The sequence below is a fragment of the Actinomycetospora sp. CA-053990 genome, assembly GCF_050948445.1.
Classification (GTDB): domain Bacteria; phylum Actinomycetota; class Actinomycetes; order Mycobacteriales; family Pseudonocardiaceae; genus Actinomycetospora; species Actinomycetospora callitridis.
Genome location: NZ_CP192043.1, coordinates 5,696,628 through 5,721,857, shown reverse-complemented (window position 1 = coordinate 5,721,857; position 25,230 = coordinate 5,696,628). Strand labels below are relative to the sequence as shown.

Below are 25,230 nucleotides of genomic sequence, written 5' to 3'. Positions count from 1 at the left end.
ATGACGAGCCCCGGGACGTCCGACGTCGGGCGCAGCGCGGACCTCTTCGCGCGCGCCGAGCAGGTGGTGCCGGGCGGGGTGAACTCCCCGGTCCGCGCGTTCAAGTCGGTCGGCGGCACCCCGCGGTTCATGGTGGCCGGCTCCGGGCCCTGGCTCACCGACGCCGACGGCCACCGCTACGTCGACCTGGTCAGCTCCTGGGGCCCGATGATCCTCGGGCACGCGCACCCCGCCGTGGTCGAGGCGGTGCGCGAGGCGGCGTCCGCCGGGCTGTCGTTCGGGACGCCGACGATCGGCGAGGTCGACCTCGCCGAGGAGCTCGTGCGGCGCGTCGAGCCCGTCGAGCAGGTGCGCCTGGTCAACTCCGGCACCGAGGCGACGATGAGCGCGGTGCGGCTGGCCCGCGGGTTCACCGGGCGCAGCGTGGTGGTCAAGTTCGCCGGGTGCTACCACGGCCACGTCGACGCGCTGCTCGCCGAGGCGGGCTCGGGCGTCGCGACGTTCGGGCTCCCCTCGTCGCCCGGCGTCACCGGCGCCCAGGCGACCGACACCGTCGTCCTGCCCTACAACGACCTCGACGCCGTCGCGGCCGTGTTCGCCGAGCGCGGGCCCGAGATCGCGTGCGTGATCACCGAGGCGGCCGCGGGCAACATGGGCGCGGTCGCCCCCGACGACGGCTTCAACGCCGGGCTCAAGCGGCTCTGCCAGGCGCACGGCGCGCTACTGGTGATCGACGAGGTGATGACCGGCTTCCGGGTCTCGGCGTCCGGCTGGTACGGCCTCGAGGGCGTCGCCGGCGACCTCTACTGCTTCGGCAAGGTCATGTCCGGCGGCCTGCCCGCCGCCGCGTTCGGCGGCCGCGCCGACGTCATGGGCCACCTCGCTCCCGCCGGGCCCGTCTACCAGGCCGGGACGCTGGCCGGGAACCCCGTCGCCGTCGCGGCGGGGCTCACGACGCTGCGCCACGCGACGCCCGAGGTCTACACGGCACTCGACGCGAACGCCGACCGCCTGCACGGCCTGGTCACCGACGCGCTCTCCGCGGCCGGGGTCGTCCACACCATGCAGCGGGCGGGCTCGCTGGTGTCGGTCCGCTTCGCCGACGAGGTGGGGCGGAACTACGACGACATGAAGGCCGCCGAGACCTGGCGCTTCCCACCGTTCTTCCACGCCCTGCTCGACGCCGGGGTGTACTGGCCGCCGAGCGTGTTCGAGGCGTGCTTCATCTCCGCGGCGCTCGACGACGACGCGTTCTCGGTGATCGCCGACGCGCTGCCCGGCGCGGCGCGGGCGGCGGCCGCGGCGACGGCGCCGTGAGCCCTCTGCGCACGACCGTCCACATGGTCCGCCACGGCGAGGTCCACAACCCCGAGGGCATCCTCTACGGCCGCCTGCCCGGCTACGGGCTCTCGGACACCGGACGCGAGCACGCTCGCCGGGCCGCCGAGCACCTGGCCGGCGCCGACGTCACCGCCCTGCTCGTCTCCCCGATGCAGCGGGCGCAGGAGACCGCGGTGCCGATCGCGGAGGAGCTCGGCGTGGAGCCGGTCACCGAGGACCGGCTGATCGAGGCCGGCAACGCCTTCGAGGGCCTGCACGTCGGGGTCGGCGACGGCGCGCTGCGCAAGCCGGAGTACTGGCCGTTGCTGCGCAACCCGTTCACGCCCTCGTGGGGCGAGCCGTACCTCGAGATCGCGCACCGGATGCTCGGCGCCGCGCACCGCGCGCGAGGGCTCGCCGCGGGACACGAGGCGGTGTGCGTGTCGCACCAGCTGCCCATCTGGACCCTGCGCCGCTTCCTGTCCGGCGAGCGCCTGTGGCACAACCCGTCGCACCGGCAGTGCTCGCTGGGGTCGGTGACCAGCTTCGTCTTCGACGACGAGAGCCTCGTCGACATCGCCTACGCCGAGCCCGGTGGCGTCTCCGACCCGTCGGCGACGGGCGCCTGAGTGCGTGCCGTCCTGCTCGTGCTCGCGGGCCTGCTCGTGCTCGCCGGGTGCTCGTCGTCGCCGTCGGACGGGGCGTTCGTCTTCGGCGGCACCGGCGGGAGCACCACCGTCACCTACGACCCGCCCGAGACCCGCGGCGTCCTGCCCGCCCTCGGCGGCGAGAGCCTGCTCGAGCCCGGCCGGGAGCTGTCCACGGAGGCCTACCGCGGCCAGGTCGTGGTGCTCAACGTGTGGGGATCGTGGTGCGGGCCCTGTCGCGCCGAGGCGCCCGCCCTCGACCAGGTCGCCGAGGCGTCCGCGCCGCGCGGGGTGCAGTTCCTCGGTATCGACGTCCGCGACCAGCGCGACGCCGCCGCCGACTTCGTCCGCGACCGCGGCGTCGTCTACCCGTCGATCTTCGACCCGCCGGGTCGCTCCCTGCTCGTGCTGCGCGGCTACCCGCGCAACGCGGTGCCGTCGACGATCGTGCTCGACCGCTCCCACCGCGTGGCGGCGGTGTTCCTCACCGCCGTCCTGGCCTCGGACCTGCAGCCCGTGGTCGACCGCATCGCCGCCGAGCCCGCCCCCGCCAGCTGACGCTGGACCCACCCAGGCCGAGGAGCCGATGTGATCATCTTTGGGACGCGCCGCACGGTGGCGCAGCTCGCGATGGTGCTGCTGACCTGCGCGAACTGTCACCGGTCGGCGGCGAACGCCGTCCTGAAGCTGGTCACGAAGTTCACGCTCTTCTTCATCCCGCTCTTCCCGGTCCGCGTGCGGTACAGCATTCAGTGCACCGCCTGTGGTTTCGCGATGGCCGTCGACAAGGACCAGGCCGAGCAGCTCGCGCAGCTGCCGCCCGCGGGCGCGACGCCCCAGTACCCGCCGCCGTATCCCCAGCAGCAGCAGTACCCCGGCGCCCACGGCTGACGACCGGACCGTCCGGCCCGGTCGTCAGCCGCCGGATCACGCGCTGTCTCACCCGCTGCGGCGGGCCGCGAAGTCCGCGCGGGCGTGCGCGGGCTTGGTGTGCTCGCGCGGGCCGGTGGCCCGCGGTGCCGTGCGGGTCGTGCCCCCGCCGGTCTGTCGACCGCGGGCGGCGGCCCGGCGCTCGGCGCGGTTGGCCGGCTGCGGCGCGGACGGGGTCTGCGGAGACGGGGTGGTTCGCATGGGGACCTCCTGGGGGTGTGCGGACGGACGCCGCCGGCGCGCCCGGGGTGCAGAGCACCGCGCCGGACGGCGGGAGGGGCAGCGGAGGGGGCGGGGGACCGGAACGGTCCCGGACGCCTCAGGAGTCGATGTCCACGGCGAGGACGGTAGGAGCGACCTCGCCGGAGCCGCCACCGATTTTCTGCCGACGCTTCGGTTTTCGAAGCATTGCGCTCCGCTCGTGCGAGTACCCCGCCGTCCGACCCATGGTCCCGATCGGCATCCCGCTCCGACGGCACGATCTACGACACATCGTCGGAGATGGGTCCCCGTGCACACGCGCGTCCGACAGCGGCGTCCTACCCTGGGGACGCCATGAACCTGACCGAGGTGGCCACGTCCGGCCCCGTCCTGCTCGCCGTGCTGCTCTCCGTGGCGGCCGGCGCGGTCAGCTTCGCGTCGCCGTGCGTCGTACCGCTGGTGCCGGGCTACCTCGCCTACCTCGCCGGTCTGGTCGGCGCCGACGCGCCGGCAGTGACCGACGACGAGGTCAAGGCCCAGGATGCCGAGCGTCGCGCCGCGGTCACCGGCGAGCTCCCCGTGGCCACCGCGACCCCCCGCCGGCTGCGGCGCTGGCGGGTCGCCGGGGCGGCGTGCCTGTTCGTGCTCGGCTTCACCGTCGTCTTCGTCGTCGGCCTCGGGTCGATCGTCTGGCTGGCCGACGCACTGCTGGCCAACGAGGCCCTCCTGCAGCGGATCGGCGGCGTCGTCACCGTCGCGATGGGCCTGGTCTTCCTCGGCCTGGTCCCGGCGCTGCAGCGCGACACCCGCCCGCACCGGGTGCCGCAGCTCGGGCTGGTGGGCGCCCCGCTGCTCGGCGCGACGTTCGGCCTGGGCTGGACGCCGTGTCTCGGGCCGACGCTCGCGGGGGTCGTCGCCCTGGCCAGCGGCACCGACGCGGGCAGCGCCGGCGTCCGGGGCGTCGTGCTGCTGCTCGCCTACTGCGTCGGGCTCGGCGTGCCGTTCGTGCTCATCGCCCTCGGCGCCGGGCGGGCGGTGCGGGCGCAGGCGTGGCTGCGGAACCACAGCAGGCGCATCCAGATCGTCGGCGGTGTCGGCATGATCCTCGTGGGCCTGCTGCTCGCCACCGGCCTCTGGGCCGAGATCATCGCGCTGCTGCGCGGTCCCATCGCCGGCTTCTCCACCCCGCTGTAGGCCTCCCATGACCACCACGCTGCCGAAGGCACCCGCCGGGGACGCCGGCCCGCCGCCGTCCGGCCCGAGCCGCGCCCGGCGGGCGCTCGCGCTGGCCCGCAACACCTGGCGCGGCCTGACCAGCATGCGCACCGCGCTGATCCTGCTGTTCCTGCTCGCGGTGGCCGCGCTGCCCGGAGCGGTGCTGCCCCAGCGCACCCCGAGCCCCAACGCCGTCGAGGACTACCTCGCCCAGCACCCGACCCTCGGCCCGGTGCTCGACGACCTCGGGTTCTTCGACGTCTTCGCCACGCCGTGGTTCTCGGCGGTCTACCTGCTGCTGTTCATCTCGCTCATCGGCTGCCTGGTCCCGCGGTCGATCGAGCACGCCCGGAGCCTGCGCGTCGAGCCGGTCGCCGTGCCGCGGAACCTCGCCCGCCTGCCCCACCACGCGCAGAGCACCTCCGACGACGACCCGGACGCCGTCGTGGAGGCGGCCCGCCGGCGGCTGCGCGGCTGGCGCACCGTGGTGCGCTCCGAGCCGGGCGGCGTGCGCACGATCTCCGCGGAGAAAGGCTCGCTGCGCGAGGTCGGCAACCTGGTGTTCCACCTCAGCCTCATCGCCCTGCTCGGCGGCATCGCCATCGGCAAGATCCTGGGCTACGAGGGCCAGGTCATCGTCATGGCCGACGGCAGCGAGTTCTGCAACTCCGGGATCTACGCCTACGACTCGTTCCGTCCCGGCCTGCAGGTCGACGGCACCGGGCTGGATCCCTTCTGCCTCACCGTCGACGGCTTCCGCGCGACGTTCCGCCCCGACGGGCAGCCGGACTCCTTCGACGCCGCGATCCGCTTCCAGGACGGCGAGGCCGTGCAGAGCGGCGCCGACGCCTGGGTGCCCCACGACCTCGCGGTGAACGACCCGCTGCGCGTCGACGGCGAGCGCGTCTACCTGCTCGGGCACGGCTACGCGCCCCGCTTCACGGTGACCTTCCCCGACGGCCAGCAGCGCGTCGGCCTCGTGCAGTGGCGTCCCGTCGACCAGGGGACGCTGCTCTCCGAGGGCGCGACGAAGATCGACCCGCCGGGGGTCACCGACGAGGCGCAGCGCCGGCGCTCCCAGCTCGCGATCACCGGCCTGTTCGCGCCGACCTCGTCGGGCGGCGGGCTCGTGACGTCGGTGTTCCCGGCGTTGAACAACCCCGAGGTCGCCGTCGACGTGCTGCGCGGCGACCTGGGGCTCGACTCCGGCCGCGCGCAGTCGATCTTCTCGGTGGACCAGGGCATGGTCGATCAGGGCCGGCTGGTGCGCGTGGCGCGGGAGAACATCAAGCCCGGCGGCGAGATCACGCTCGACGACGGCACCCGGATCCGCTTCGACGGCGTCGAGAACTGGGTGTCGCTGCAGGTGTCGCACGACCCGGGGCAGACGGCGGTGCTGATCACGGCGATCGCGCTGCTCGGGGGCCTGACGCTGTCGCTGACGGTGCGCCGTCGCCGCTTCTGGGTGCGCGCGGCCCCCGCACTGCCGCCTACGACAGGTGGTCGTACGGTGGTGACGCTCGGCGGGTTGGCACGCACGGACCGCGCGGGCTACGGCGAGGAGTTCGGGCGGCTCGCGGCCGAGCTGGGCGCGCGGGGCGAGGCGGGACCCGATCCCGCCATGCCCGACCCGGCCGTCCCCGAGGAGTCCGTGCCGCCCGAGGCGACGCAGGAACCGTCGGTGGACGCCGGCGGGGAGGAGCGGGAGGACCCCGATGGTCGTTGACGCGCAGCTCGGCCAGTTCGGCGACCTGCTGTTCGAGTCCGCGCTCGGCGTCTACGTGCTGGCGATGATCCTGCACGCCGTCGAGCACGCGCTCCTGCGGCGTCCGACGCGGGCCGAGGAGTCCGCGCGGGAGCCCGTCGGCGCGGCCGTGGGTGGGGGCTCGACGGGGACCGCCGACCTGACCGGCACCGGGGCCGACAGCGCCCCGCCGCCCCGCTCCCGCGCCGAGCGGTTCGGGCGCATGGGCGTCTCGCTCACCGTCCTCGGGTTCGGCCTGCACCTGGCGATGCTCGTGGTCCGCGGGTTCGCCGCAGGGCGGGTGCCCTGGGGCAACATGTACGAGTTCACCGCCGCGATCTGCCTGGTCGCGGTGGGGGCCTGGCTGGTCGTGCTCCACCGCCGCCCCGAGCTGCGCCGCCTCGGCGTCTTCGTGCTGCTGCCCGTGATCATCCTGATGTTCCTGGGCGGAACGGTGCTCTACACGCAGACCGCGCCCGTGGTGCCCGCGCTGCGCTCCTACTGGCTCGCGATCCACGTCTCCGCCGCCGTCATCGCCTCGGGCATCCTGCTGCTCGCCGGGGTCAGCAGCGTCCTGTACCTCCTGCGGGCCGCGCACGAGAGCACCCCGAGCCGCCTGGCGTGGGCCGCGCGGTTGCCGGGCGCCGACGTGCTCGACCGCGTCGCCTACCGCGCCACGGCACTGGCCTTCCCGATCTGGACGTTCGCGGTGATCACCGGGGCGATCTGGGCCGAAGCCGCCTGGGGTCGCTACTGGGGCTGGGACCCCAAGGAGACCACCGCGCTCGTCGCCTGGGTCGTCTACGCCTGCTACCTGCACGCGCGGTCCACCGCAGGCTGGCGGGGGCGCCGCGCCGCGGTGATCAACGTGGTCGGCTTCGCGGTGATGGTGTTCAACCTGTTCTTCGTCAACCTCGTGGTCACGGGACTGCATTCGTACGCCGGGGTCGGCTGACCCCCGGACGTCGCAACGATCTCCGTCCGTTCGGGTCGTTCGGATCTCCACGACGGGATACGGTCTGGCGCGCCACGCGACGAGGGAGGGGCCGCCAGATGGAACCCACGGACGACGACGAGTCGCCGGCGACGCCTCCGTCGTCCTCGCCGCCGTCGAGCGCGGCGCCGACCTCGGCGCCGCCCTCCTCGGCCGAGACGCCGAGCGTGTCGTCGGAGACCGCGGCCACGAACGGCACCCCGGTCGAGCCGGCCGTGGCCGCCCCGGCGGACTCCCCGGAGACCACGCGGCGGGTCGACACCGCCGAGGCCGCCCGCGGTGACACCGCCCAGCCCCGCCACGCCGGCGTCGACCCGCGCGGCGCCACCGCCCCGCCCGCGGGTCCCGTGCCGGGCGATCGCGCGCCGCTCTCCGGGCGCTTCACGACGCCGGGCCGCGGGGCCCACGCGCCGCAGGGCCCGGACGGTCCTGCGAGCTACGACCTCTCGTCGGCGCAGCTCCTCCGGCCCAGCAGGCGCCCGCCGCAGACGGGCTGGCGGCGCGCGCTGTTCGTCGGCAGCGGTGGCCTGGTCAACCCGGGGGAGAGCGCCGGGGACGCCGCGCGACGCGAGCTGATCGCGCGGGTCAACCAGCCGCTCCACGGCTGCTACAAGATCGCGATGCTGAGCCTCAAGGGCGGCGTCGGCAAGACCACGATGACGACCACGCTCGGGTCGACCTTCGCGTCCCTGCGCGGCGACCGCGTGATCGCCGTGGACGCGAACCCGGACCGCGGCACGCTGAGCCAGAAGATCCCGCTCGAGACCACGGCCACCGTGCGCCACCTGCTGCGCGACGCCAACCGCGTGCGGCGCTACTCCGACGTCCGCGCCTACACCTCGCAGGGCCCGTCGCGCCTCGAGGTCCTCGCCAGCGAGCAGGACCCGGCGGTGTCCGAGGCGTTCAGCGAGGTCGACTACCGGCGCACGGTGACGCTGCTCGAGCACTTCTACAACGTGGTGCTCACCGACTGCGGCACCGGGCTCATGCACTCCGCGATGAAGGGTGTCCTCGACGTCGCGGACTCCCTGCTGATCGTCTCGTCGGCGTCGATCGACGGGGCGCGCAGCGCGTCGGCCACCCTCGACTGGCTCGATGCGCACGGCTACCGCGACCTGGTGTCCCGCTCGGTGGCCGTCATCAACTACGTGCGACGGTCGTCGGGCAACGTCGATCTCGACCGCGTCTCCGACCACTTCGCGGCCCGCTGCCGGGCCGTCGTGCGGCTGCCGTTCGACCCGCACCTCGAGGAGGGCGCCGAGATCGAGCTCGACAAGCTCGCCTCGCGCACGCGGGCGGCGCTGCTCGAGCTCGCGGCCACCGTCGCCGACGACTTCGGCCGGGCCGGGTCCCGGGTGCGGCGCCCGATGATCCCCCGATAGAGGGACCCCCACAGACACCACGAGGGGCGCCCCGGCGGACCGGGACGCCCCTCGTGGGAGGTCTTCTCTAGGTGCTGGGCGGGTCCTCGCGCTCGGGGCGCTGGATCCGCTCGTCGAGCGAGCGCAGGAACTCCGGGTCGTCGTCCGGCGCGACCGGGCGCTGCGGGCGACGCGGAGAGGCCTGGCGGGTGGGGCCGGTCGGTGCGTCCTCGACCATGCCGCCGGGACCGCCGTCGTGTCCGGCCTGGGCCGCCTGGGCGGCCATCACCTTCCACAGCAACGTCCCCACGACGACCAGGACAAGCACGGCCACGAGGAACGGGATCACTCGGACGCCTCCAGCATCTTCGACGTCACCGGCCGCGGATGCTCCACGGACCGGGCATCCACCACGCTACCGGTCGGACCCGAAGTCCGCGTGACGTCCGCGAGGTGGACGTCGGGTGGCGGTCGGGTGCCCGGGACGAGCGGGGTGCCGCGCCACGAGGCCCCTGTGAGGCCCGACGAAGCGGATCCCCACCCACGCCGTCACGTCGCCGCCGACCGGCGGCCGTCCGGCCGCCGGTCGTGCCGGATCGGCTAGCGGTGCGCCTCGCTGGTCAGGCCGTCGAGCAGGGTGCGGACCTCGGACTCGCGGAAGCGGCGGTGGCCACCCGGGGTGCGGATGGAGCCGATGCGGCCCGCGGACGCCCAGCGCGTGACGGTCTTCGGGTCGACGCGGAACATCGCCGCGACCTCGCCGGGGGTCATCAGTCGCTCGCCGGCCTCGTGAGTGATGGTCATGTCACTCCACCTTCCCTGTCGCCACGGGTGCCCGCCCGACCGCCGAACGGCGGGAGCGGACACAACGCGGCGAATCGTGACACCGGACCCCGTACGTACTCGAACGCTTGTATCCAGGTAAAGAGAGCACAAAGGGCGAAACGGACGACTCCGGCGCCGCCGGCTGCGGGCGCGGCGCCCTCGGCGCGCGCCTACCCTGGTGCCGTGACCTCGCCGAATCCCGCTCCCGGGCCCGCCGAGGGCGTCCGGGACGACACCACCGACAGCCCCGCCGACAGCCCCTCCGGCGCCACCGGCTCGCCCGGCGGCGTCGCGCTCGCGGTCGCCCTCTACGTCGGGGCCCGCCTGCTCGTCGTGGCGGTGATCGCGGGCGTGCTCGTGGCCGTCGGCCTGCCGCTGCTCGTGTCGCTGCTGATCGCCATCGTCGTGGCCCTGCCGCTGTCGCTGTTCCTGTTCCGCGGGCTGCGGGCGCGGCTCGCCGCCGAGGTGGACGCGGCCACCGCGTCGCGCCGGGCCCGGCGCGAGCAGCTGCGGGCCGAGCTCCGGGGGGACGCTCCCGGAGAGGATCCCTAGGTCAGGGCCTACGTCAGGGCCCTACGTCAGGGCCAGGCCCAGCGCCGTCGCGGCGGACCACACCAGCAGCCCGAGCGCGGTGTCGCGCAGCACGGGGATCAGGTCCCGGCCGGTGGACCCGGCGAGCACGCGCCGCAGCCCGGGCACGAGCAGGACCAGCGCCAGGAGGCCGGCCAGCGCGCCCCAGGCCCGCAGGCTGAGCACGAGCGTCATGCCGAGCGGGACCACGACGAGCGCGGCGTAGAGCACGCGGGTGTCGCGGTCGCCGAGCACCACCGCGAGGGTGCGCTTGCCGGTGTCGACGTCGGAGCTGATGTCGCGCAGGTTGTTGGCGACGAGGACCGCGCAGGCGAGCAGGCCGACGCCCACCGAGGCGCCGATCCCGAGGCCGCTGGCGCGGCCGGTCTGCACGAACTCGGTGCCGAGCACCGCGACCGGTCCGAAGAAGACGAACACGGCGAGCTCGCCCAGCCCGCGGTAGCCGTAGGGGCGCGAGCCCCCGGTGTAGAACCAGGCACCGAGCAGGCACATCCCGCCGACGAGGATCAGCCACCAGTGCCCGCTGTAGAGCGAGAGCACGACGCCGGCGAGCGCCCCGAGCCCGAGGCAGAGCATCGCGGTGCGCTTGACGATGTACGGCTGCGCCACCCCGGAGCCCACGAGACGCAGCGGGCCGACGCGGTCGTCGTCGGTGCCGCGCACGCCGTCGGAGTAGTCGTTGGCGAAGTTCACGCCGATCACGAAGGAGACGGAGACGATCAGCGCGAGCACGGCGGCCACCGGGTCGAAACCGGCGACTCCCGCGGCCGCCCCGGAGCCCGCGAGCACCGGGGCGATCGCCGTGGGCAGCGTGCGGGGACGCGCGCCCTCCACCCATTCGCCGACGGTCGCCACGCCCGGCGACTTTACCGACGTGCGCTAGGTGCAGGGCGGCACCGGCGGCGCACCCTGGATCCACGCAGCCGGGACGTAGCGCTCCGGCCGGGTGCGCAGCCAGAGGTTGCTGGTGCCCTGGGTGCCGGTGACGGAGGTGCCCGCGACCTGGCACTGCACCTCGACCTGGGCGCCGTCGCCGACCACCCCGCCGTCGGGCGCCGCGGCGTCCGGCGTCGCGCGCTCCACGACCGGGCCGGCGCCGGCGGTGGCCGCCCGTCCCAGCGCCGCGGACTTCGCGGTCCACAGGTAGTCGACGGTGACGAACGCGTTGTCGCGCAGGCCGAGGCCGTAGAAGGTCCCGTCGGCGAGGTCGATGCCCGCGGGGTTCTTCACCTGGCGCCCGAAGCCGTCGCGCCCGCCGTTGTGCTTGTTCTCGAACGCGGCCTGGGCCTGCGGGCGCCCCTGGGGCAGGTCCTTCCACTGCTGGCGCTGGTCCGACGGGTTCCAGTAGTCGTCCTTGGTGTTCCAGGGCCCGACGTCCCACACCGGCACGGTCGCGCAGCGCCCGCCGGCGGCGCAGACGCGCACGCTGTAGTCGCCGCGCCCGTTGGGGGAGAGCGCGCGGCGGGAGGGCAGCGCGGCGAACTGGTCGTTCGGCGTGATCCGGTGCCCGTTGGCGGTGACCCCGCCGACGAGGCCCTCGCGGGTGGCGAACACCCGGTAGCTGGCTCGCGGGGCGATCGTGCGCGGGCCGGTCGGCACCTCGTCGGCGAGGACCTCGAGGCTGCGCACCACCGGGCCGGCCGAACCGGTCGGGGCGAGCATCGCGAGCCGCACGGCCACGGTGCGCGTGGGCTCCGGGAGCACCGCGGGGGAGCCCGGCTCGGCGGGGAGCCACTCGCTCCACTGCCCGTCGGCGTCCTGTCCGCGCACGTCGACCGCCACCTGGGACCCGGGCGGGACGTCGCCGGTGACCGGGGCGTCGATCCGGTTGACCGGCGTCGCGAACTGGTGGGCGCCGAGGTCGAGCAGGCCCTGGCGCTCGGCGCCGCGCAGCGCGGCCGGGCCGGTCTCGGTGCCGTCGCGCATGGTGCTCAGGCGCGCGGTGCCCTCGGTGATCGCGACACCGGTCGACGTCCCGGCCAGCGGGGGCGCCCAGCGCTGCGGGCCCTCGTCGTCCGGAGCGGCCTGGGTGTGCGGGCCGGGCGGCGGCGGGACGCCCGGGTCGGCGCTCGCCACCGGGGCGAGGGTCGCGAGGGACAGGGCGGTCGTCAGGACGCCGGTGGCCACGACGAAGCCTGTCCGTCGCATCCCCCGCGCCCGGACGACCCGCTCCGTGGAGGGCTGGAGTCGAGTCGTATCGATGCGCACGGTGCAGTGAACGGCGCGATCACGGGCTGCGGTGTCCGATTCGGCGGAGATCCGCTCGATGGGTTGTCATCCGGTCGAGTGCTTCACCACCCGTCCGGCGCGCCTCCACGACCTCGTGGCGTACGTGGTGCAGGCGCACGGGGGCGGAGGGGCTCCTGTGGGTGATGACGCGCCGAACCCCCCGGCGCGCACCGCGCGCCGGAGGGGTGGGTCGTCCGCGGGTGATCAGACCCCGCGTCGCGCCAGGGCGGCCACCCCGGCCACGGCGAGCATCGCGGCGACGGCACCGACCGCGAGGGTGAGCGTGCCGGCGGCGCCCCCGCCCATCGCCCAGCCCCAGCCGAGCGCCAGGGAGAGGCCCGCGACGCGGCAGGCGATCGCGAGGCCCCGGCGTCCGGTGCGGGTGAGGTGGCGGGCCAGGACGAGGCACGCGGCGATCAGCGCGGTGAAGCTGACCGTGCCGGCGACCATGTGGCCGACGGCGTGCCAGGTGACCAGCGGCAGGTCGTCGGGCGCCCCGACGGGGAAGTTCGCGCCCGGGTCCATGACCAGGGGGCCGGCCGCGAGGAGCCCGATGCCGGCGGCGGCCACGAGCCGGGGCGCCCACACGTCGCCGGGGGTGCCGCGCACCGCCGTGTGCAGGCCGCGCGCCCCGACGAGGGCGAGGACACCGGCGACGACGAAGTTGGTGATCTGCAGCCACCCGAGGTCGCCGGCGGAGAGCAGGCTCAGTGGGTGGCGCAGGATGTCGAACCCGTCGCGGGTGGCGGCCTGGGCGACCGACACGGCGGCCCAGAGCGGGAAGCCGACGGCCAGCGCGGCGAGCTGTCGGCGGGTGCGGGCGTCGGCGGCGCTGGTGGTGACGGCGGGGGTGACAACGGTCGTGGTCATCTCGGGTGCCTCTCTGGGGACCTGCCGGATCGGACTCTCGCCACCACGTCGTCCGACCTGGTACGACAGGGAACGCGCCCGTTCCCTGTCGCATCGGCCCGGACGACGTGGAGCCGTCAGCACCCCGCACCACCGAGACCGAGGAGCACCCGATGCGCTACCTGATGACCACAGGACAGAACAGCCGGCAGGCCGACGAGGCCCTGTTCGCCGAGATGGGCGCGTTCATCGAGGAGATGACCGCCGCCGGCATCCTCATCGCGACCGGGGGCCTCGCGCCCGGCGGCGTGAAGGTCACGTCGGTCGGCGACGAGATCACCGTGACCGACGGGCCCTTCGTCGAGGCGAAGGAGGAGATCCTGGGCTTCGCCCTGGTCGAGGTCTCCTCCCACGAGGAGGCGCTCGAGGTCTCGCGGCGCTTCCGGCGGATCGTCGGTGACGGCGACAGCGTCCTGCACCGGGTCATGGGTCCGTGATCCCCGCGCGTGGGGGCGGGCTGCACGCCCGGGTGGACGCGGTCTGGAAGCTCGAGTCCGCCCGGATCGTCGCCGCCCTCACGCGGATGGTGCACGACGTCGGCCTGGCCGAGGAGCTCGCGCAGGACGCCCTCGTCGCGGCGCTGGAACAGTGGCCGGACGAGGGCGTCCCCGCCAACCCGGGCGCCTGGCTCACGGCCGTCGCCAAGCGGCGCGCCGTCGACCACCTGCGGCGCGAGGGGCGGGCCGAGAGGGTCCACGCGGAGCTCGCGCAGACCGGGCCCGGCGAGGACCAGGATCCCGACGACGGTCCCGACGACGACGCCGACGTCCTGCGCCTGATGTTCCTGTCGTGCCACCCCGTGCTGCGCACCGAGGGACGCCTCGCGCTGACCCTGCGCCTGCTCGGCGGCCTGGACGTCGCCGAGATCGCCCGCGCCTTCCTCGTCGACGACGCCACGATCAGCCGGCGGATCGCCGACGCGAAGCGGACGCTCGCCGAGACCGGGGCCGAGTTCGCGATGCCCGGGCGCGACGAGCTCGCCGTGCGGCTGTCGTCGGTGCTCGAGGTGGTCTACCTCGTGTTCAACGAGGGTTACGCGGCCACCTCCGGGCAGGCCCTGGTGCGCACGGACCTCTGCGGGCAGGCCCTGCGTCTCGGTCACCGGCTCGCCGCGCTCGCGCCCTCCGAGCCCGAGGTGCACGGCCTGGTGGCGCTCATGGAGCTGCAGGCCTCGCGGTCGGCGGCGCGCACCGGCCCGGAGGGCGAGCCGATCCCGCTGCACGACCAGGACCGCGGGCGCTGGGACCCGGTGCACGTGCGGCGAGGTTTCACGTCGATGCTGCGGGCTCGGGATCTGGGCGCTCGCGATCTCGGCGGGACGCCCGGCATCTACGTCCTGCAGGCCGCGATCGCCGTCTGCCACGCGCAGGCCCGGCGTCCCGAGGACACCGACTGGGCGGCGATCGCCGCGCTGTACGACCGCCTCGCCGCGCTCCTGCCCACGCCGGTGGTCGCGCTCAACCGGGCCGTCGCCGTCGGGCGCGCCCGGGGACCGGAGGCCGGGCTGGCGCTCGCGGACGCCCTGCGCGACGACCCCCGCCTGCGCGACTACCACCTGCTGCCGGGAGTCCGCGCCGATCTGCTGGGCCGCCTGGGCCGCCACGACGAGGCGCGCCGGGAGTACGCCCGCGCGGCCGCCCTGACCCGCAACGACGCCGAGCGCGCCTACCTCGACGCCCGGGCCGCCGACCCGGGCGGGACGACGACCACGCCGACCCTCGACGACCGCGCCGCCGCGTTCCTCGAGGGTCTCGAGCCCCCTGCGCGCAGGGCCTACGGCCAGACCCTGTGCCGGCTGGTGCGCGGGCTCGGCGGCACCACCCCGCTCGACGCCCTGACCGGCGACGAGGTCATCCGCGTGCTCGTGACCACCTGGGGCGGGGCGGCCGCCGCGACGTGGAACCGGCACCGCGCCGCGGTCCGCTCGTTCGCCGCCTGGCTGGACCGCCCCGACCTCGCCGGGGGCCTGGAGCGCCGCGATCCGGACCGCGCGCCGGCTCCACCGCTGGATCCCGCGCGGGTCGCCGCGCTCTGCGAGGACCCCTCGGTGCCCGTCCGCGAGCGCGCGCTGTGGTCGCTGCTGTCCGAGTCCGGGGCGCCGGTCCGCGCCGTGCTCGACCTCGATGTCGACGACCTCGACCGGGACGACCGGTGCGCCGGCGCCGTCGCGTGGCGCGCCCGCACCGCGCGCCTGCTCGACGTCCTGCTCGAGGGGCGGACCCGCGGCCCGGTGTTCCTCGCCGACCGCCGCCCGGGGCCCGCCCGCACCCCCGCCGCGGCGGACCGGTGCCCGGACACGGGTCGCACGCGACTGTCCTACGAGCGGGCCGAGTACCTGTTCACGCGGGCGACCGGGCGGGACGCGACGCTGCGCCTGCTGCGCCGGCGGAGGTGATCGGCCTCGCGCGCCGCTCCGAGGAGTCGAGCACGCAGACCGTGTCCTCAGGACACGGTCTGCGGTGGTCCCTTCGTGTCGCCGCGCCACCGGACCTGATCAGGGGCCGGGATCACCCCCTGCCCATCGGGTGCGACGGCCTCCGCGTCATTACCGTGGGTTGGGTGATTCCCTCGACGGCGCAGGCCCACGTCGTCGTGGACGAATGGGTCCGGGCGGGGATCACCGACGCCGTCGCGTGCCCCGGGTCGCGCAACGCGCCGCTGCTCGTCGCCCTCTACGCCGCCGACCGCGACGGCCGGCTCCGGCTGCACGTCCGCATCGACGAGCGCGGCGCGGGCTTCCTCGCGGTGGGCCTCGGGTCGGTGTCGGGCCGGATCGTGCCCGTCGTCGTCACCTCGGGCACCGCGGTGGCCAACCTGCACCCCGCCGTGCTCGAGGCCTCGCGCAGCGGGGTGGGCCTGCTGGTGGTCAGCGCCGACCGGCCCGTCGAGCTCGTGGGCAGCGGCGCCAACCAGACCATCGACCAGGTCGGGATGTACGGCGAGGCGGTCCGCGCCTCGGTGGTGATGCCGCTGGCGGAGGACCGCCCCGGGGCGGCGCGCTCCTGGCGGGCGGTCGTGAGCCGGGCGCTCGACCGGGCGGCGGGCACGAGCGGGGGCGACCCCGGTCCCGTCCAGCTCAACGTCCCCTGCGCGAGCCGCTGCTCGACCCGCAGGGCGCCGCCGACCCGCGGACCAGCTCCGATCCTGCGCTCGAGGGCCGGCCCGAGGGCGCTCCGTGGACGGGCATCGTCGCGGCGCCGCCCGCCTCCACCCTCGCGCCCCTGGCGCTGCGCGCCGGGGCGCGGACGCTCGTCGTCGCCGGTCACGGCGGGGAGGTCGTGCCCGCCGGGACGCGCCTGCCCGACGGCGTCCCGGTGCTCGCCGAGCCGACGTCGCCGCTGTGGTCGGACCCCGCGGGCGGGCGCGCGCTGCCCGCCGGCACCTGGGCGCTGCCCGCGGCGTTGGACGGGACGCGCGAGGACCTGCGCCCCGAGCAGGTCGTCGTCCTCGGCCGCCCGACGCTGCACCGCGCCGTCTCGCGCCTGCTCGCCGACCCGTGCGTCACCGTCGTGGCGGTCCCCTCGGTGGCCCCGACCGGCGGCCGCCCCCGGCCGGGCTGGACGGACGTCGCCGGGTCGGTGACGGCGGTCGGCGCGCTCCCGCCCCCGGACGACTGGAAGCCCGACGCGGACTTCGCGCGCGCCTGGGCCGAGGCCGACGACCGGGCCCTCGAGGTGCTCGACTCCGCCGTCGTCGAGGGCAGCGGGCCCGCCCTGGCCGCGGCCACCGTCGCGGCGCTCCCGTCCGGGGCCTGCCTGGTGGTGGGCGCGTCCGCGCCGATCCGGGACGTCGCGCTCGCGGCGACCCCCCGCGCCGACGTCACCGTCCTGTCGGCGCGCGGCGTGTCCGGGATCGACGGGGCCGTTTCGTTGGCCGCGGGCGTCGCGCTCGCGCACCCCGGGCCGACCTACGCGCTGCTCGGCGACCTGACGTTCCTGCACGACACGAACGGCCTGCTCGTCGGGCCGGACGAGCCGCGCGGGGAGCTCGTCGTCGTGGTCGCGAACGACGACGGCGGCGGGATCTTCGCCACCCTCGAGCAGGGCGCACCCCGCTTCGCCGCTGCGTTCGAGCGTGTTTTCGGGGCCCCGCACGGCACGGACCTCGCCGCGCTCTGCGCCGCGCACCGCGTGCCGCACCGCCGTGCGATGCCGGCCGAGCTCGGGGGTCCGACCGGGGCGCTCGCCCCGACCGGGAGACCCGGGACACGGGTGGTCGAGGTGGCGATCGACCGGTCGGAACGGCGGGCCACCGGGGAGCAGACCGTCGCGGCGGTGCGGGCAGCGCTCGCCGACGACTGACCGCCGTCCGCGCGATCCCGCGGGAGTGACCTCGTCGTCACCGCACGCGACCACCACGGGGGATCCGGAATGATGCGCCCCGCCACGGGTCGGGACGACAGTTGGGAGTGCAGCAAGCGTGCTGGTGCTGGTGGGGGCGCACGCGGTGGCGGCGCTGGCCGCGCCGGGTCTGGTCCGGGTGCTCGGTCGACGCGCGTTCGCGGTGCTGGCCCTGGTCCCCGCCGCGGCCTTCGTCTGGATCCTGGCGCAGCTGCCCGCGGTGCTCGCGGGCGCCGCGCCCACCCAGGAGATCCCGTGGATCCCCGCCCTCGACATCGACATCGCGATGCGCCTCGACGCGCTGTCCGCCACCTTCTCGTTGCTGGTCACCGGCATCGGTGCCCTCGTGCTCCTGTACTGCACCCGCTACTTCGCGGAGGGCGCGCGCGGGCTCGGGCGGTTCGCCGGGGTGCTCACCGCCTTCGCCGGCGCGATGCTCGCGCTCGTCTGGTCCGACGACGTCTTCGTGCTCTACGTGTGCTGGGAGCTCACGACCGTCTTCTCCTTCCTGCTCGTCGGGCACGACTCGCACAAGCGGGCCAGCCGTGCGGCGGCGGTGCAGGCGCTCGTCGTCACCGCGGCGGGCGGCCTGACGATGCTCGTCGGCCTGGTCGTGCTGTCCGCCGCGGCGGGCACCACGTCGCTCTCGGAGCTCGTGACCTACTTCACCGGCCCGGCCGCGACCCCCGCGGCCGTGACCGCCGGGGTCGTCTGCGTGCTGGTCGGGGCGATCACCAAGTCCGCGCTGGTGCCGTTCCACTTCTGGCTGCCCTCGGCGATGGCCGCGCCCACGCCGGTCAGCGCCTACCTGCACGCCGCCGCGATGGTGAAGGCCGGCGTCTACCTCGTGCTGCGCCTCGCGCCCGGCCTCGCCGACGTCGAGCCGTGGCGCCCGCTGATCGCGACGCTGGCGATCGTCACGATGCTGCTCGGCGGCGTGCAGGCGCTGCGCCAGCACGACCTCAAGCTCGTCCTCGCGTACGGCACGGTGTCCCAGCTCGGGTTCATGCTGCTGCTCGCCGGGGCCGGCACCCGGGACGGCGCGCTCGCCGCCCTCGGGCTGGTGGTGGGCCACGCCCTGTTCAAGGCCTGCCTGTTCCTCGTCGTCGGCGTGATCGACCGTCGCGCCGGCACCCGTGACCTGCGCGAGCTCTCCGGGCTCGGGCGACGCGCTCCCGTGCTGGCGACGGCCGGCATCCTCGCCGCGTCCTCGATGGCCGGCCTGCCGCCGCTGCTCGGCTTCGTCACCAAGGAGGCGTCGTTCGAGGCGTTCCTCCACGAGGCCTACGGCTCCGCGGCGGTGCCGCTGCTCGCGCTCGTCGTGCTCGGCTCGGTGCTCACCGTCGGGTACAGCATGCGGTTCGTGTGGGGGGCGTTCTGGCGCAAGCCGGGGGTGGAGGCGGTGACCTGGGAGGCGCCGGGTCCGCTGTTCGTCGCGTCGCCGGCCGTGCTCGGGGTCGGCGGCCTCGTCGCGGGGCTCGGCGTCGCGGGCCTCGCGCCGCTGCTCGAGGGCTACGCCGACACCCTGCCGGCCACCTACCCGGCCCTGCTCGAGCTCGCCGTGATCCCCTCGCTCGGCGTGGCGCTCGGGCTCTCGGCGCTCGCCATCGCCCTCGGGTCCGTCGTGGGCCTGCCGTCGGTGAGCGCCCGTCTCACCGCGCGCCACCCGCTGGCCGGGGTGCGCGCCGAGATCGCGTGGCGCGGCGTGATCCACGCCCTGGAGAACACCTCGCTGCGCGTCACGGTGATGACCCAGCGCGGCTCGCTGTCCTGGGTCCTCAACACGGTCTTCGTGGTGCTGGTGCTCGGGCCGGGGCTCGCGCTGCTGCTGTCGGCCGACCTCGGCGAAGTTCGCGTCGACCGTCTCGCCGACTCGCCGTTCCAGGTGCTCGCCGCCGTGATCGGCGCCGCGTGCGCGATCGTCGCCACGCGCGTGCGCCGGCGTCTCGGCGCGGTCCTGGTGGTCGGCGGGCTCGGCTACTCGATCGCGCTGATCTTCGCCCTGGCCGGGGCGCCCGACGTCGCGCTCACCCAGGCCCTGGTGGAGACGGCGACGCTCGTGGTGATCGTGCTCGTGCTGCGCACGCTCCCGCGCGACATCGCCGACCGGCACACCTCCCGCCAGCGCGTCCGGCGCCTGCTCGTCGCCGTGCCGGTCGGGCTGCTCATGACGGGGCTCGGGGCGGTGGCGCTGGCCGCGCGGCAGGCCCCGCCGGTGTCGGCGGCGTACCCCGCGCAGGCCTACGACTTCGGCGCGGGCGCGAACGTCGTCAACGTGACCCTGGTCGACATCCGCGCCTGGGACACCATGGGCGAGCTCTCGGTGATCGTCGCCGCGGCCACCGGCGTCGCCAGCCTGGTCTTCCTGCACCGCCGTTCCGGGGCGCCGCCGCGCTCGGAGCCGCAGCCCGTGGTCACCCCGTCGACGGGGGCCGGCGGCTGGCTGCGGTCGGCCCGCCGCGGCGACGGCGACCGCGTCCTGCTGCTCGAGGTGATCACCCGCCTGGTCTTCCCGACGATGATGGTCGTCTCGCTGTACTTCCTGTTCGCCGGCCACAACGCCCCCGGCGGCGGCTTCGCGGGCGGGCTGGTCGCCGGTCTCGCGCTGGTCGTCCGCTACGTCGCGGGCGGTCGCTACGAGCTCGGCGAGGCCGTCCCCGTCGAGGCCGGTGTGCTGCTCGGGCTCGGGCTGCTGCTCGCCGGCGGCACCGGGGTGGGCGCGCTGCTGCTCGGCGGCGAGGTCCTGCAGACCGCCGTGCTCGAGGGCGACGTCCCGGTGCTCGGCCACGTGAAGTTCGTGACGTCGCTGATCTTCGACGTGGGCGTCTACCTGATCGTCGTCGGGCTCGTGCTCGACATCCTGCGCAGCCTCGGCGCCGAGCTCGACCGCCGGCGCTCCGTCGCGGTGGGCCGGATGTCGGCCCGTGAGGAGGTCCCCTCGTGAGCTCCCCGATCGTCCTGCTGGCGCTCGTCGGCGTGCTCTACACCGCCGGGGTCTACCTGCTCCTCGAGCGCAGCCTGACCCGGGTGCTGCTGGGCGTCCTGGTGCTCGGCAACGCCACCAACGTCCTCGTCATCGTGGCCGGGGGTCCCACGGGCGCGGCGCCGCTGGTCGGCCGCGCGCCGGAGGAGACGATGAGCGACGCCCTGGTCCAGGCGCTCGTGCTGACCGCCATCGTCATCACGCTCGGGGTGTCGGCGTTCCTGCTCGCCCTCATCCACCGCGCCTGGACCCTCGACCGTGAGGACGACCTCACCGAGGACACCGAGGACCGCTCCGTGCGCCGCCGCCTGGCGCGCGGGGAGCAGGAGGACGAGGAGGAGCTGGACACCACGGGCTGCGAGAACGTCAGCGACACCGACCCGGAGGACACCGAGACGGGCCCCGACCCGGTCCGCGCCGCGGCCGGCGCCCCCGGGGAGGACGGGCGATGAACCCGGGCTCCACCCTGCTCGCGACCCTGATCCCGCTGCCCGTGCTGCTGCCGCTGCTCGGGGCGGGCCTGACGCTGGTGCTCTCGCGGCGCCCGATGCTGCAGCGCGCGATCAGCGTCGCCGTGCTCGCCGTCGTGGTCGTCATCGCGGCGCTGCTGCTGGTGACGGCCGTGCAGTCGGGCCCGGTCGTCGCCACGGTCGGCTCGTGGCCGGTGCCCCTGGGCATCACGCTCGTCGTCGACCCGCTGTCGGGGCTGATGCTGCTGACGTCGATGTCGGTGACGCTCGCCGTGCTCGTCTACGCCATCGGGCAGGGCGTGTACGACCGCGACGAGGACACCCCGATCACGATCTTCCACCCGACCTACCTGGTGCTCGCCGCGGGCGTCGCGAACGCCTTCCTCTCGGGGGACCTGTTCAACCTCTACGTGGGGTTCGAGGTCCTGCTGATGGCGAGCTACGTGCTCCTGACGCTCGGGGGCAGCCGGTCGCGCGTGCGGGCGGGCATCACCTACGTCGTCGTCAACGTGGTGTCGTCGCTGGTCTTCCTCGTCGGCATCGCGCTGGTCTACGCGGCGGTCGGCACGCTGAACCTCGCCCAGATCTCCCTCCGGATGGCCGAGGTGCCGCCCGGCACGGCGCTGGCGATCCACCTCGTGCTGCTCACGGCGTTCGGCATCAAGGCCGCCGTGTTCCCGCTGTCGGCGTGGCTGCCCGACAGCTACCCGACCGCGGCCGCCCCGGTCACCGCGGTGTTCGCCGGCCTGCTCACCAAGGTCGGCGTGTACTCGATCATCCGGACCGAGATGCTGCTGTTCCCGGACTCCGAGGTCGTCCAGACCGTCCTGCTCGTCGCCGCGGGGCTGACCATGCTCGTCGGGGCGCTCGGCGCCATCGCGCAGGCCGACATCAAGCGGGTCCTGTCGTTCACCCTCGTCAGCCACATCGGCTACATGATCTTCGGGATCGCGCTCGCGACCCCGCTCGGCGTGGCAGGCGCCGTGTTCTACGTCGTCCACCACATCACCGTGCAGGCCACGCTGTTCTGCGTGGTGGGCCTCATCGAGGGCGTCGGCGGCTCGACGTCGGTGACGCGTCTCGGCGGGCTGGCGAAGGCGTCCCCGCTGCTCGCCCTGCTCTGGTTCATCCCCGCGGTCAACCTGGGCGGCATCCCGCCGCTGTCCGGCTTCATCGGCAAGCTCGGGCTGGTGCAGGCCGGTGTCGTCGACGGCTCCGCGCTGGCCTGGACGCTCGTGGTGGTCTCGGTGCTCACGAGCCTGCTCACGCTCTACGCGGTCACCAAGGTGTGGGTGCTCGCCTTCTGGCGTCCCGCCGACCAGATCCCGGTCTCCGAGGAGCCCGACCAGGACGAGGACGAGGAGGCCGACGAGGGCGACGAGGACGCGCCGGACGACCGCGAGCGGACCACCGGCGGGCTGCCCGGGGCCCCGACGCCGCGCAGCGGGGTGCTCACCCAGGTGCGCCCCGGCACGGCCCGCACGATCGCGCACGCCGAGGCGAACTCCGGCGCCGAGGTCGACTGGCCCGTGGCGCGCCTGGCCCCGACCGACGGCACCCCGGCGCTGTCCGGCCGGTTCCTCGGGGCCGCAGGCGACACCGTGTCGTCGAGCCTGCCGCGGGTGATGACCGCGGCGACCGCCGCGCTCGTCGTGCTCGGTCTCTCCCTGACGGTGGCGGCCGGGCCGTTGTACGCCGTGGCCGACCAGGCCTCCGACGACCTCGTCGCCCGCACGCCCTACATCCAGGCCGTGTTCGCCCAGACCGTCGACGACAGGGTCGCGCGGTGAGCCGGCAGGGTCGGGACGGAGGCGGGGGGCGCCGCACCCCGCCCGACACCGGTGGGCTCCTGCGCCGCGCCGTCCCGGTGTTCTGGCTCATGATCGTCTGGGTCCTGCTGTGGGGGACCTTCTCGTGGGCCAACGTGCTCGGCGGCCTGGCCGTCGGGCTCCTCGTGCTCCTCCTCTTCCCGCTGCCGGCCGCACCCGGCGGCGGCTGGATCCGGCCGGGCGCGGCGCTCGGCGCGGCCGCGCGGTTCGTCGGCGACCTCGTCGTGTCGAGCCTGCAGGTCGCCTGGCAGTCGCTGCAGGCCGTCACCGGCCCGCCGATCCGCAGCTCGGTGATCGCGGTGCGGCTCGAGTCGTCGTCGGAGTTCGTGATGGCGATGGTCACCGAGGTGCTCACGCTCGTGCCCGGCAGCGTGGTCATCGAGGCCCGGCCCGAGGAGCGCACGATCTACGCCCACGTCCTCGGCGCCGGCGACGCCCGGGCCGTCGCGGACTTCCGCGAGCAGGTCGCCCGGCTCGAGGGCGACATCGTGGCGGCCCTCGGACGACCGGCCGCGCCGACCGTCCCCGTGGATCACGACGTCGCCGAGGAGAGCCGATGAGCACCCTGCCCGCCCTGCTCGACGCCGTCCTCGTCGTCTCGCTCGTGCTGCTCGGGCTCTCCGCGATCCTCGTCGTCGTGCGGCTGCTGCGGGGCCCGACGGGTCTCGACCGCCTCGTCGCGCTCGACGTCCTCGTCGCCGAGTTCCTGTGCGGGCTCGTGGCGTACGCGGCGCTCACCGGCGACTCGTCGCTCGTCCCCGTGGTGGTCGCGATCAGCCTGGTCGGCTTCCTCGGCTCGACCACCGTGGCGCGGTTCGTGCGACGGGGGACCGGACGATGAGCACCGGGGAGCTCGTGCTCGACACGATCGGCACGGTGGCGATCGTGCTCGGCGTCCTGCTGACGTTCGTCGCCTCGATCGGCCTGCTGTCGCTGCCCGACGTGCTCAGCCGCATGCACGCCGCCACGAAGCCGCAGGTGGTGGGCCTGCTGCTCATCGTGATCGGCGGCGCGCTGCACCTGCGCACCAGCCCCGACGTCTGGATGCTCCTGCTCGTCGGGGCGTTCCAGCTCGTGACCGCCCCGGTCACCGCGCACGTCGTCGGCCGCCTGGCCCACCGCGGCGAGGGCGGCCTGCGCCGCGACCTGCTGTACGTCGACGAGCTCGCCGACCGTCCGGACGAGGCCGACCCGGGCCCGGACGACCAGGAGGAGAGCCCACCACCCCACCGCAACGGGGAGGCCGTCGGGCGCAGCCGGCGCAGGGGCGGGGCCGGCTCCGACGGGGCCTCCCTAGACTCGGACGAATGACAGGGCTGCGCGAGCTGGCGCGGCGGGCCGTCGCGAAGGCGCGTCCGCCGTTCGAGGCCGCGGTCGCGCTGCTGCGCCCCGCCGCCCGCAAGGCTCCGGAGATCGTCGTCGCCGCGGGACTCGTCGTCAGCGTCCTGCTCGGCCTGGTGCTCGTCGCGGCCGCGCGCAACGACGCCCACATCGACGCCTCGATCGGCCGGGCCGTCGGCGAGGTGCTCGAGGGCGGATCCGGGCCCCACGTCTACGTCCGCTTCACCACCGGCGAGGGCGCGGTGCTCACCCCCGAGAAGGGCGTGTTCTACCCGCGCGGCCTCGAGCCCGGCCAGCTCGTGCGCGTCGAGTACGACCGCACGGACCCCGAGCTGGTGCGCGTCGCCGGGCGCACCTGGACCGAGGGCCTCGTGCCCGTCGCGCTCGGCCTGCTCGTGCTCTGGGCCGTCGTCGCTCCCGGCGCCTGGGCGCTCGGGCGGGCCCGGCGGCGCCGCGAGGAGGCGGTGGCCGCGCGCGAGGCGTGGACGGTCCGCGACGAGGGCCAGGGTGAGGGCGAGCGCGAGGACGGCGAGCCCGAGATGGCGGGGGCGGGGCACCGATGAGCCCGAGACCGGGCGGCACCCGCGCGGAGCTCGACCGCGACCCGGGCGCCGTGGCCCGCATGTTCGACGGCGTCGCCGCGCGCTACGACCTCACCAACACCGTGCTCTCGTTCGCCCAGGACGTCCGCTGGCGCCGCGCCACGCGCGCCTGCCTCGCGGTCGGGCCGGGGGACGTGGTGCTCGACGTCGCCGCGGGCACCGGGGTCTCCACCGTCGAGCTCGCCCGCACCGGGGCCACCTGCCTGGCCACCGACTTCTCGCTGGGGATGCTGCGCACCGGCCGCTCGCGGCTCGTGGGCAAGCTGGGCCGCAGCCCGGTGCCGTACGTCGCCGCCGACGCCCTGCACCTCCCGCTGCCTGACGCGTCCGTCGACGCGGTGGTCATCTCCTTCGGCCTGCGCAACACCGTCGACGTCGACGCCGCGCTCGCGGAGTTCGCCCGCGTCACCCGCCCCGGCGGCACCCTCGTGGTCTGCGAGTTCTCGCGGCCGACCTTCGCGCCGTTCCGCCGCGTCTACACCGACTACCTGATGGCGGGCCTGCCCCGCGTGGCCCGCGCGGTGAGCTCGAACCCCGACGCGTACGTCTACCTCGCCGAGTCGATCCGCGCCTGGCCCGACCAGCCCGCCCTCGCCGCCCGCATCGGCGCCGCCGGCTGGCGCTCGGTGGCCTGGCGCAACCTCTCCGGCGGCATCGTCGCCCTCCACACGGCGACCAAACCCGCCTGACCAGTGTCAG

Annotated in this window: 25 protein-coding genes and 1 pseudogene; 20 read left to right on the top strand and 6 right to left on the bottom strand. The window is 75.2% G+C overall.

Annotated features, from left to right (window positions below):
- From hemL to ACQPYN_RS29100, 4 genes are read left to right on the top strand one after another with little or no spacing between them, the layout of a single operon-like run.
- Nucleotides 1–1,317 carry a glutamate-1-semialdehyde 2,1-aminomutase gene (gene hemL / locus ACQPYN_RS29115; protein ID WP_433039107.1) on the top strand — a complete coding sequence of 439 codons (1,317 nt, stop codon included), beginning with the start codon at nucleotides 1–3 and terminating at the stop codon, nucleotides 1,315–1,317.
- A 5-nt stretch (nucleotides 1,318–1,322) separates the two neighbouring features.
- Complete coding sequence (locus ACQPYN_RS29110; RefSeq protein ID WP_433039105.1) at nucleotides 1,323–1,949, top strand: histidine phosphatase family protein; 627 nt, start codon at nucleotides 1,323–1,325, stop codon at nucleotides 1,947–1,949.
- Nucleotides 1,950–2,525, top strand: a complete 576-nt coding sequence (locus ACQPYN_RS29105; protein WP_433030309.1) for a TlpA family protein disulfide reductase — start codon at nucleotides 1,950–1,952, stop codon at nucleotides 2,523–2,525.
- A 30-nt stretch (nucleotides 2,526–2,555) separates the two neighbouring features.
- Nucleotides 2,556–2,858 (top strand): zinc-ribbon domain-containing protein, encoded by a 303-nt coding sequence (locus ACQPYN_RS29100; protein ID WP_433030307.1) that lies wholly within the window; start codon nucleotides 2,556–2,558, stop codon nucleotides 2,856–2,858.
- Between the two features lie 48 nt (nucleotides 2,859–2,906).
- Here the strand turns inward: ACQPYN_RS29100 and ACQPYN_RS29095 are convergent, their stop codons facing one another.
- Complete coding sequence (locus tag ACQPYN_RS29095; protein ID WP_433030305.1) at nucleotides 2,907–3,098, bottom strand: hypothetical protein; 192 nt, start codon at nucleotides 3,096–3,098, stop codon at nucleotides 2,907–2,909.
- 354 nt (nucleotides 3,099–3,452) lie between these two features.
- On the opposite strand from ACQPYN_RS29095, the gene ACQPYN_RS29090 reads away from it, so the two are divergent.
- The 4 genes from ACQPYN_RS29090 to ACQPYN_RS29075 all read left to right on the top strand — a co-directional run bounded on the left by ACQPYN_RS29090 (nucleotide 3,453) and on the right by ACQPYN_RS29075 (nucleotide 8,433).
- Nucleotides 3,453–4,292 carry a cytochrome c biogenesis CcdA family protein gene (locus tag ACQPYN_RS29090; protein WP_433030303.1) on the top strand — a complete coding sequence of 280 codons (840 nt, stop codon included), beginning with the start codon at nucleotides 3,453–3,455 and terminating at the stop codon, nucleotides 4,290–4,292.
- A 7-nt stretch (nucleotides 4,293–4,299) separates the two neighbouring features.
- Nucleotides 4,300–6,039, top strand: coding sequence for a cytochrome c biogenesis protein ResB (gene resB / locus ACQPYN_RS29085; protein WP_433030301.1), 1,740 nt, complete (start codon nucleotides 4,300–4,302; stop codon nucleotides 6,037–6,039).
- Nucleotides 6,029–7,012 (top strand): c-type cytochrome biogenesis protein CcsB, encoded by a 984-nt coding sequence (ccsB, locus tag ACQPYN_RS29080; protein ID WP_433030299.1) that lies wholly within the window; start codon nucleotides 6,029–6,031, stop codon nucleotides 7,010–7,012. The genes resB and ccsB overlap by 11 nt, the downstream gene beginning before the upstream one ends.
- Nucleotides 7,013–7,110: 98 nt before the next feature.
- Nucleotides 7,111–8,433 (top strand): MinD/ParA family ATP-binding protein, encoded by a 1,323-nt coding sequence (locus ACQPYN_RS29075; protein WP_433030297.1) that lies wholly within the window; start codon nucleotides 7,111–7,113, stop codon nucleotides 8,431–8,433.
- A gap of 67 nt (nucleotides 8,434–8,500) precedes the next feature.
- Here ACQPYN_RS29075 and ACQPYN_RS29070 read toward each other — a convergent pair whose 3' ends face one another.
- Both ACQPYN_RS29070 and ACQPYN_RS29065 read right to left on the bottom strand, forming a co-directional pair.
- A complete protein-coding gene (locus tag ACQPYN_RS29070; RefSeq protein ID WP_433030295.1) occupies nucleotides 8,501–8,746 on the bottom strand; it encodes a hypothetical protein in 246 nt (81 codons plus the stop codon).
- A 266-nt stretch (nucleotides 8,747–9,012) separates the two neighbouring features.
- A complete protein-coding gene (locus ACQPYN_RS29065) occupies nucleotides 9,013–9,216 on the bottom strand; it encodes a BldC family transcriptional regulator (protein ID WP_274190891.1) in 204 nt (67 codons plus the stop codon).
- A gap of 204 nt (nucleotides 9,217–9,420) precedes the next feature.
- Between ACQPYN_RS29065 and ACQPYN_RS29060 the strand changes: the two genes are divergently transcribed.
- A complete protein-coding gene (locus ACQPYN_RS29060) occupies nucleotides 9,421–9,789 on the top strand; it encodes a DUF4229 domain-containing protein (protein WP_433030293.1) in 369 nt (122 codons plus the stop codon).
- A 21-nt stretch (nucleotides 9,790–9,810) separates the two neighbouring features.
- Here ACQPYN_RS29060 and ACQPYN_RS29055 read toward each other — a convergent pair whose 3' ends face one another.
- From ACQPYN_RS29055 to ACQPYN_RS29045, 3 genes are all read right to left on the bottom strand, one after another.
- A complete protein-coding gene (locus ACQPYN_RS29055) occupies nucleotides 9,811–10,683 on the bottom strand; it encodes a 1,4-dihydroxy-2-naphthoate polyprenyltransferase (protein WP_433030291.1) in 873 nt (290 codons plus the stop codon).
- A gap of 24 nt (nucleotides 10,684–10,707) precedes the next feature.
- Nucleotides 10,708–11,955, bottom strand: coding sequence for a hypothetical protein (locus tag ACQPYN_RS29050; protein WP_433030289.1), 1,248 nt, complete (start codon nucleotides 11,953–11,955; stop codon nucleotides 10,708–10,710).
- A gap of 306 nt (nucleotides 11,956–12,261) precedes the next feature.
- Entirely contained in the window at nucleotides 12,262–12,927 is a 666-nt protein-coding gene (locus tag ACQPYN_RS29045; protein ID WP_433030287.1) for a DUF998 domain-containing protein, read from the bottom strand.
- Between the two features lie 152 nt (nucleotides 12,928–13,079).
- Between ACQPYN_RS29045 and ACQPYN_RS29040 the strand changes: the two genes are divergently transcribed.
- The 11 genes and pseudogenes from ACQPYN_RS29040 to ACQPYN_RS28990 all read left to right on the top strand — a co-directional run bounded on the left by ACQPYN_RS29040 (nucleotide 13,080) and on the right by ACQPYN_RS28990 (nucleotide 25,220).
- Complete coding sequence (locus ACQPYN_RS29040) at nucleotides 13,080–13,403, top strand: YciI family protein (protein ID WP_433030285.1); 324 nt, start codon at nucleotides 13,080–13,082, stop codon at nucleotides 13,401–13,403.
- Nucleotides 13,400–15,361 carry a DUF6596 domain-containing protein gene (locus ACQPYN_RS29035; protein ID WP_433030283.1) on the top strand — a complete coding sequence of 654 codons (1,962 nt, stop codon included), beginning with the start codon at nucleotides 13,400–13,402 and terminating at the stop codon, nucleotides 15,359–15,361. The genes ACQPYN_RS29040 and ACQPYN_RS29035 overlap by 4 nt, the downstream gene beginning before the upstream one ends.
- Nucleotides 15,362–15,525: 164 nt before the next feature.
- Nucleotides 15,526–17,267, top strand: a pseudogene (gene menD / locus ACQPYN_RS29030) (2-succinyl-5-enolpyruvyl-6-hydroxy-3-cyclohexene-1-carboxylic-acid synthase).
- Nucleotides 17,268–17,385: 118 nt separating this feature from the next.
- Nucleotides 17,386–20,250: a Na+/H+ antiporter subunit A gene (locus ACQPYN_RS29025; protein WP_433030281.1), complete on the top strand. Its 2,865-nt coding sequence runs from the start codon at nucleotides 17,386–17,388 to the stop codon at nucleotides 20,248–20,250.
- A complete protein-coding gene (locus ACQPYN_RS29020) occupies nucleotides 20,247–20,741 on the top strand; it encodes a Na(+)/H(+) antiporter subunit C (RefSeq protein ID WP_433030279.1) in 495 nt (164 codons plus the stop codon). The genes ACQPYN_RS29025 and ACQPYN_RS29020 overlap by 4 nt, the downstream gene beginning before the upstream one ends.
- The gene (locus ACQPYN_RS29015; RefSeq protein WP_433030277.1) at nucleotides 20,738–22,549 is read left to right on the top strand and encodes a Na+/H+ antiporter subunit D; all 1,812 of its coding nucleotides are present in this window, start codon (nucleotides 20,738–20,740) and stop codon (nucleotides 22,547–22,549) included. The genes ACQPYN_RS29020 and ACQPYN_RS29015 overlap by 4 nt, the downstream gene beginning before the upstream one ends.
- Entirely contained in the window at nucleotides 22,546–23,148 is a 603-nt protein-coding gene (locus ACQPYN_RS29010) for a Na+/H+ antiporter subunit E (RefSeq protein ID WP_433030275.1), read from the top strand. Before ACQPYN_RS29015 ends, ACQPYN_RS29010 begins: the two co-directional genes overlap by 4 nt.
- The gene (locus tag ACQPYN_RS29005) at nucleotides 23,145–23,429 is read left to right on the top strand and encodes a monovalent cation/H+ antiporter complex subunit F (protein ID WP_433030273.1); all 285 of its coding nucleotides are present in this window, start codon (nucleotides 23,145–23,147) and stop codon (nucleotides 23,427–23,429) included. The genes ACQPYN_RS29010 and ACQPYN_RS29005 overlap by 4 nt, the downstream gene beginning before the upstream one ends.
- On the top strand, nucleotides 23,426–23,899 hold the full coding sequence (gene mnhG, locus ACQPYN_RS29000; RefSeq protein ID WP_433030271.1) for a monovalent cation/H(+) antiporter subunit G: 474 nt from the start codon (nucleotides 23,426–23,428) through the stop codon (nucleotides 23,897–23,899). The genes ACQPYN_RS29005 and mnhG overlap by 4 nt, the downstream gene beginning before the upstream one ends.
- Nucleotides 23,896–24,492, top strand: a complete 597-nt coding sequence (locus tag ACQPYN_RS28995) for a DUF3592 domain-containing protein (protein WP_433030269.1) — start codon at nucleotides 23,896–23,898, stop codon at nucleotides 24,490–24,492. The genes mnhG and ACQPYN_RS28995 overlap by 4 nt, the downstream gene beginning before the upstream one ends.
- The gene (locus tag ACQPYN_RS28990; RefSeq protein WP_433030267.1) at nucleotides 24,489–25,220 is read left to right on the top strand and encodes a demethylmenaquinone methyltransferase; all 732 of its coding nucleotides are present in this window, start codon (nucleotides 24,489–24,491) and stop codon (nucleotides 25,218–25,220) included. Before ACQPYN_RS28995 ends, ACQPYN_RS28990 begins: the two co-directional genes overlap by 4 nt.
- Nucleotides 25,221–25,230 lie beyond the last annotated feature (10 nt).

Bases quoted from the DNA above. Each gene is read 5' to 3' on its own strand.
- hemL (WP_433039107.1), top strand. From the start codon at position 1: ATGACGAGCCCCGGGACGTCCGACGTCGGGCGCAGCGCGGACCTCTTC.
- ACQPYN_RS29095 (WP_433030305.1), bottom strand. From the start codon at position 3,098: ATGCGAACCACCCCGTCTCCGCAGACCCCGTCCGCGCCGCAGCCGGCC.
- ACQPYN_RS29090 (WP_433030303.1), top strand. From the start codon at position 3,453: ATGAACCTGACCGAGGTGGCCACGTCCGGCCCCGTCCTGCTCGCCGTG.
- resB (WP_433030301.1), top strand. From the start codon at position 4,300: ATGACCACCACGCTGCCGAAGGCACCCGCCGGGGACGCCGGCCCGCCG.
- ccsB (WP_433030299.1), top strand. From the start codon at position 6,029: ATGGTCGTTGACGCGCAGCTCGGCCAGTTCGGCGACCTGCTGTTCGAG.
- ACQPYN_RS29075 (WP_433030297.1), top strand. From the start codon at position 7,111: ATGGAACCCACGGACGACGACGAGTCGCCGGCGACGCCTCCGTCGTCC.
- ACQPYN_RS29065 (WP_274190891.1), bottom strand. From the start codon at position 9,216: ATGACCATCACTCACGAGGCCGGCGAGCGACTGATGACCCCCGGCGAG.
- ACQPYN_RS29045 (WP_433030287.1), bottom strand. From the start codon at position 12,927: ATGACCACGACCGTTGTCACCCCCGCCGTCACCACCAGCGCCGCCGAC.
- ACQPYN_RS29040 (WP_433030285.1), top strand. From the start codon at position 13,080: ATGCGCTACCTGATGACCACAGGACAGAACAGCCGGCAGGCCGACGAG.
- ACQPYN_RS29015 (WP_433030277.1), top strand. From the start codon at position 20,738: ATGAACCCGGGCTCCACCCTGCTCGCGACCCTGATCCCGCTGCCCGTG.
- ACQPYN_RS29005 (WP_433030273.1), top strand. From the start codon at position 23,145: ATGAGCACCCTGCCCGCCCTGCTCGACGCCGTCCTCGTCGTCTCGCTC.
- mnhG (WP_433030271.1), top strand. From the start codon at position 23,426: ATGAGCACCGGGGAGCTCGTGCTCGACACGATCGGCACGGTGGCGATC.
- ACQPYN_RS28995 (WP_433030269.1), top strand. From the start codon at position 23,896: ATGACAGGGCTGCGCGAGCTGGCGCGGCGGGCCGTCGCGAAGGCGCGT.
- ACQPYN_RS28990 (WP_433030267.1), top strand. From the start codon at position 24,489: ATGAGCCCGAGACCGGGCGGCACCCGCGCGGAGCTCGACCGCGACCCG.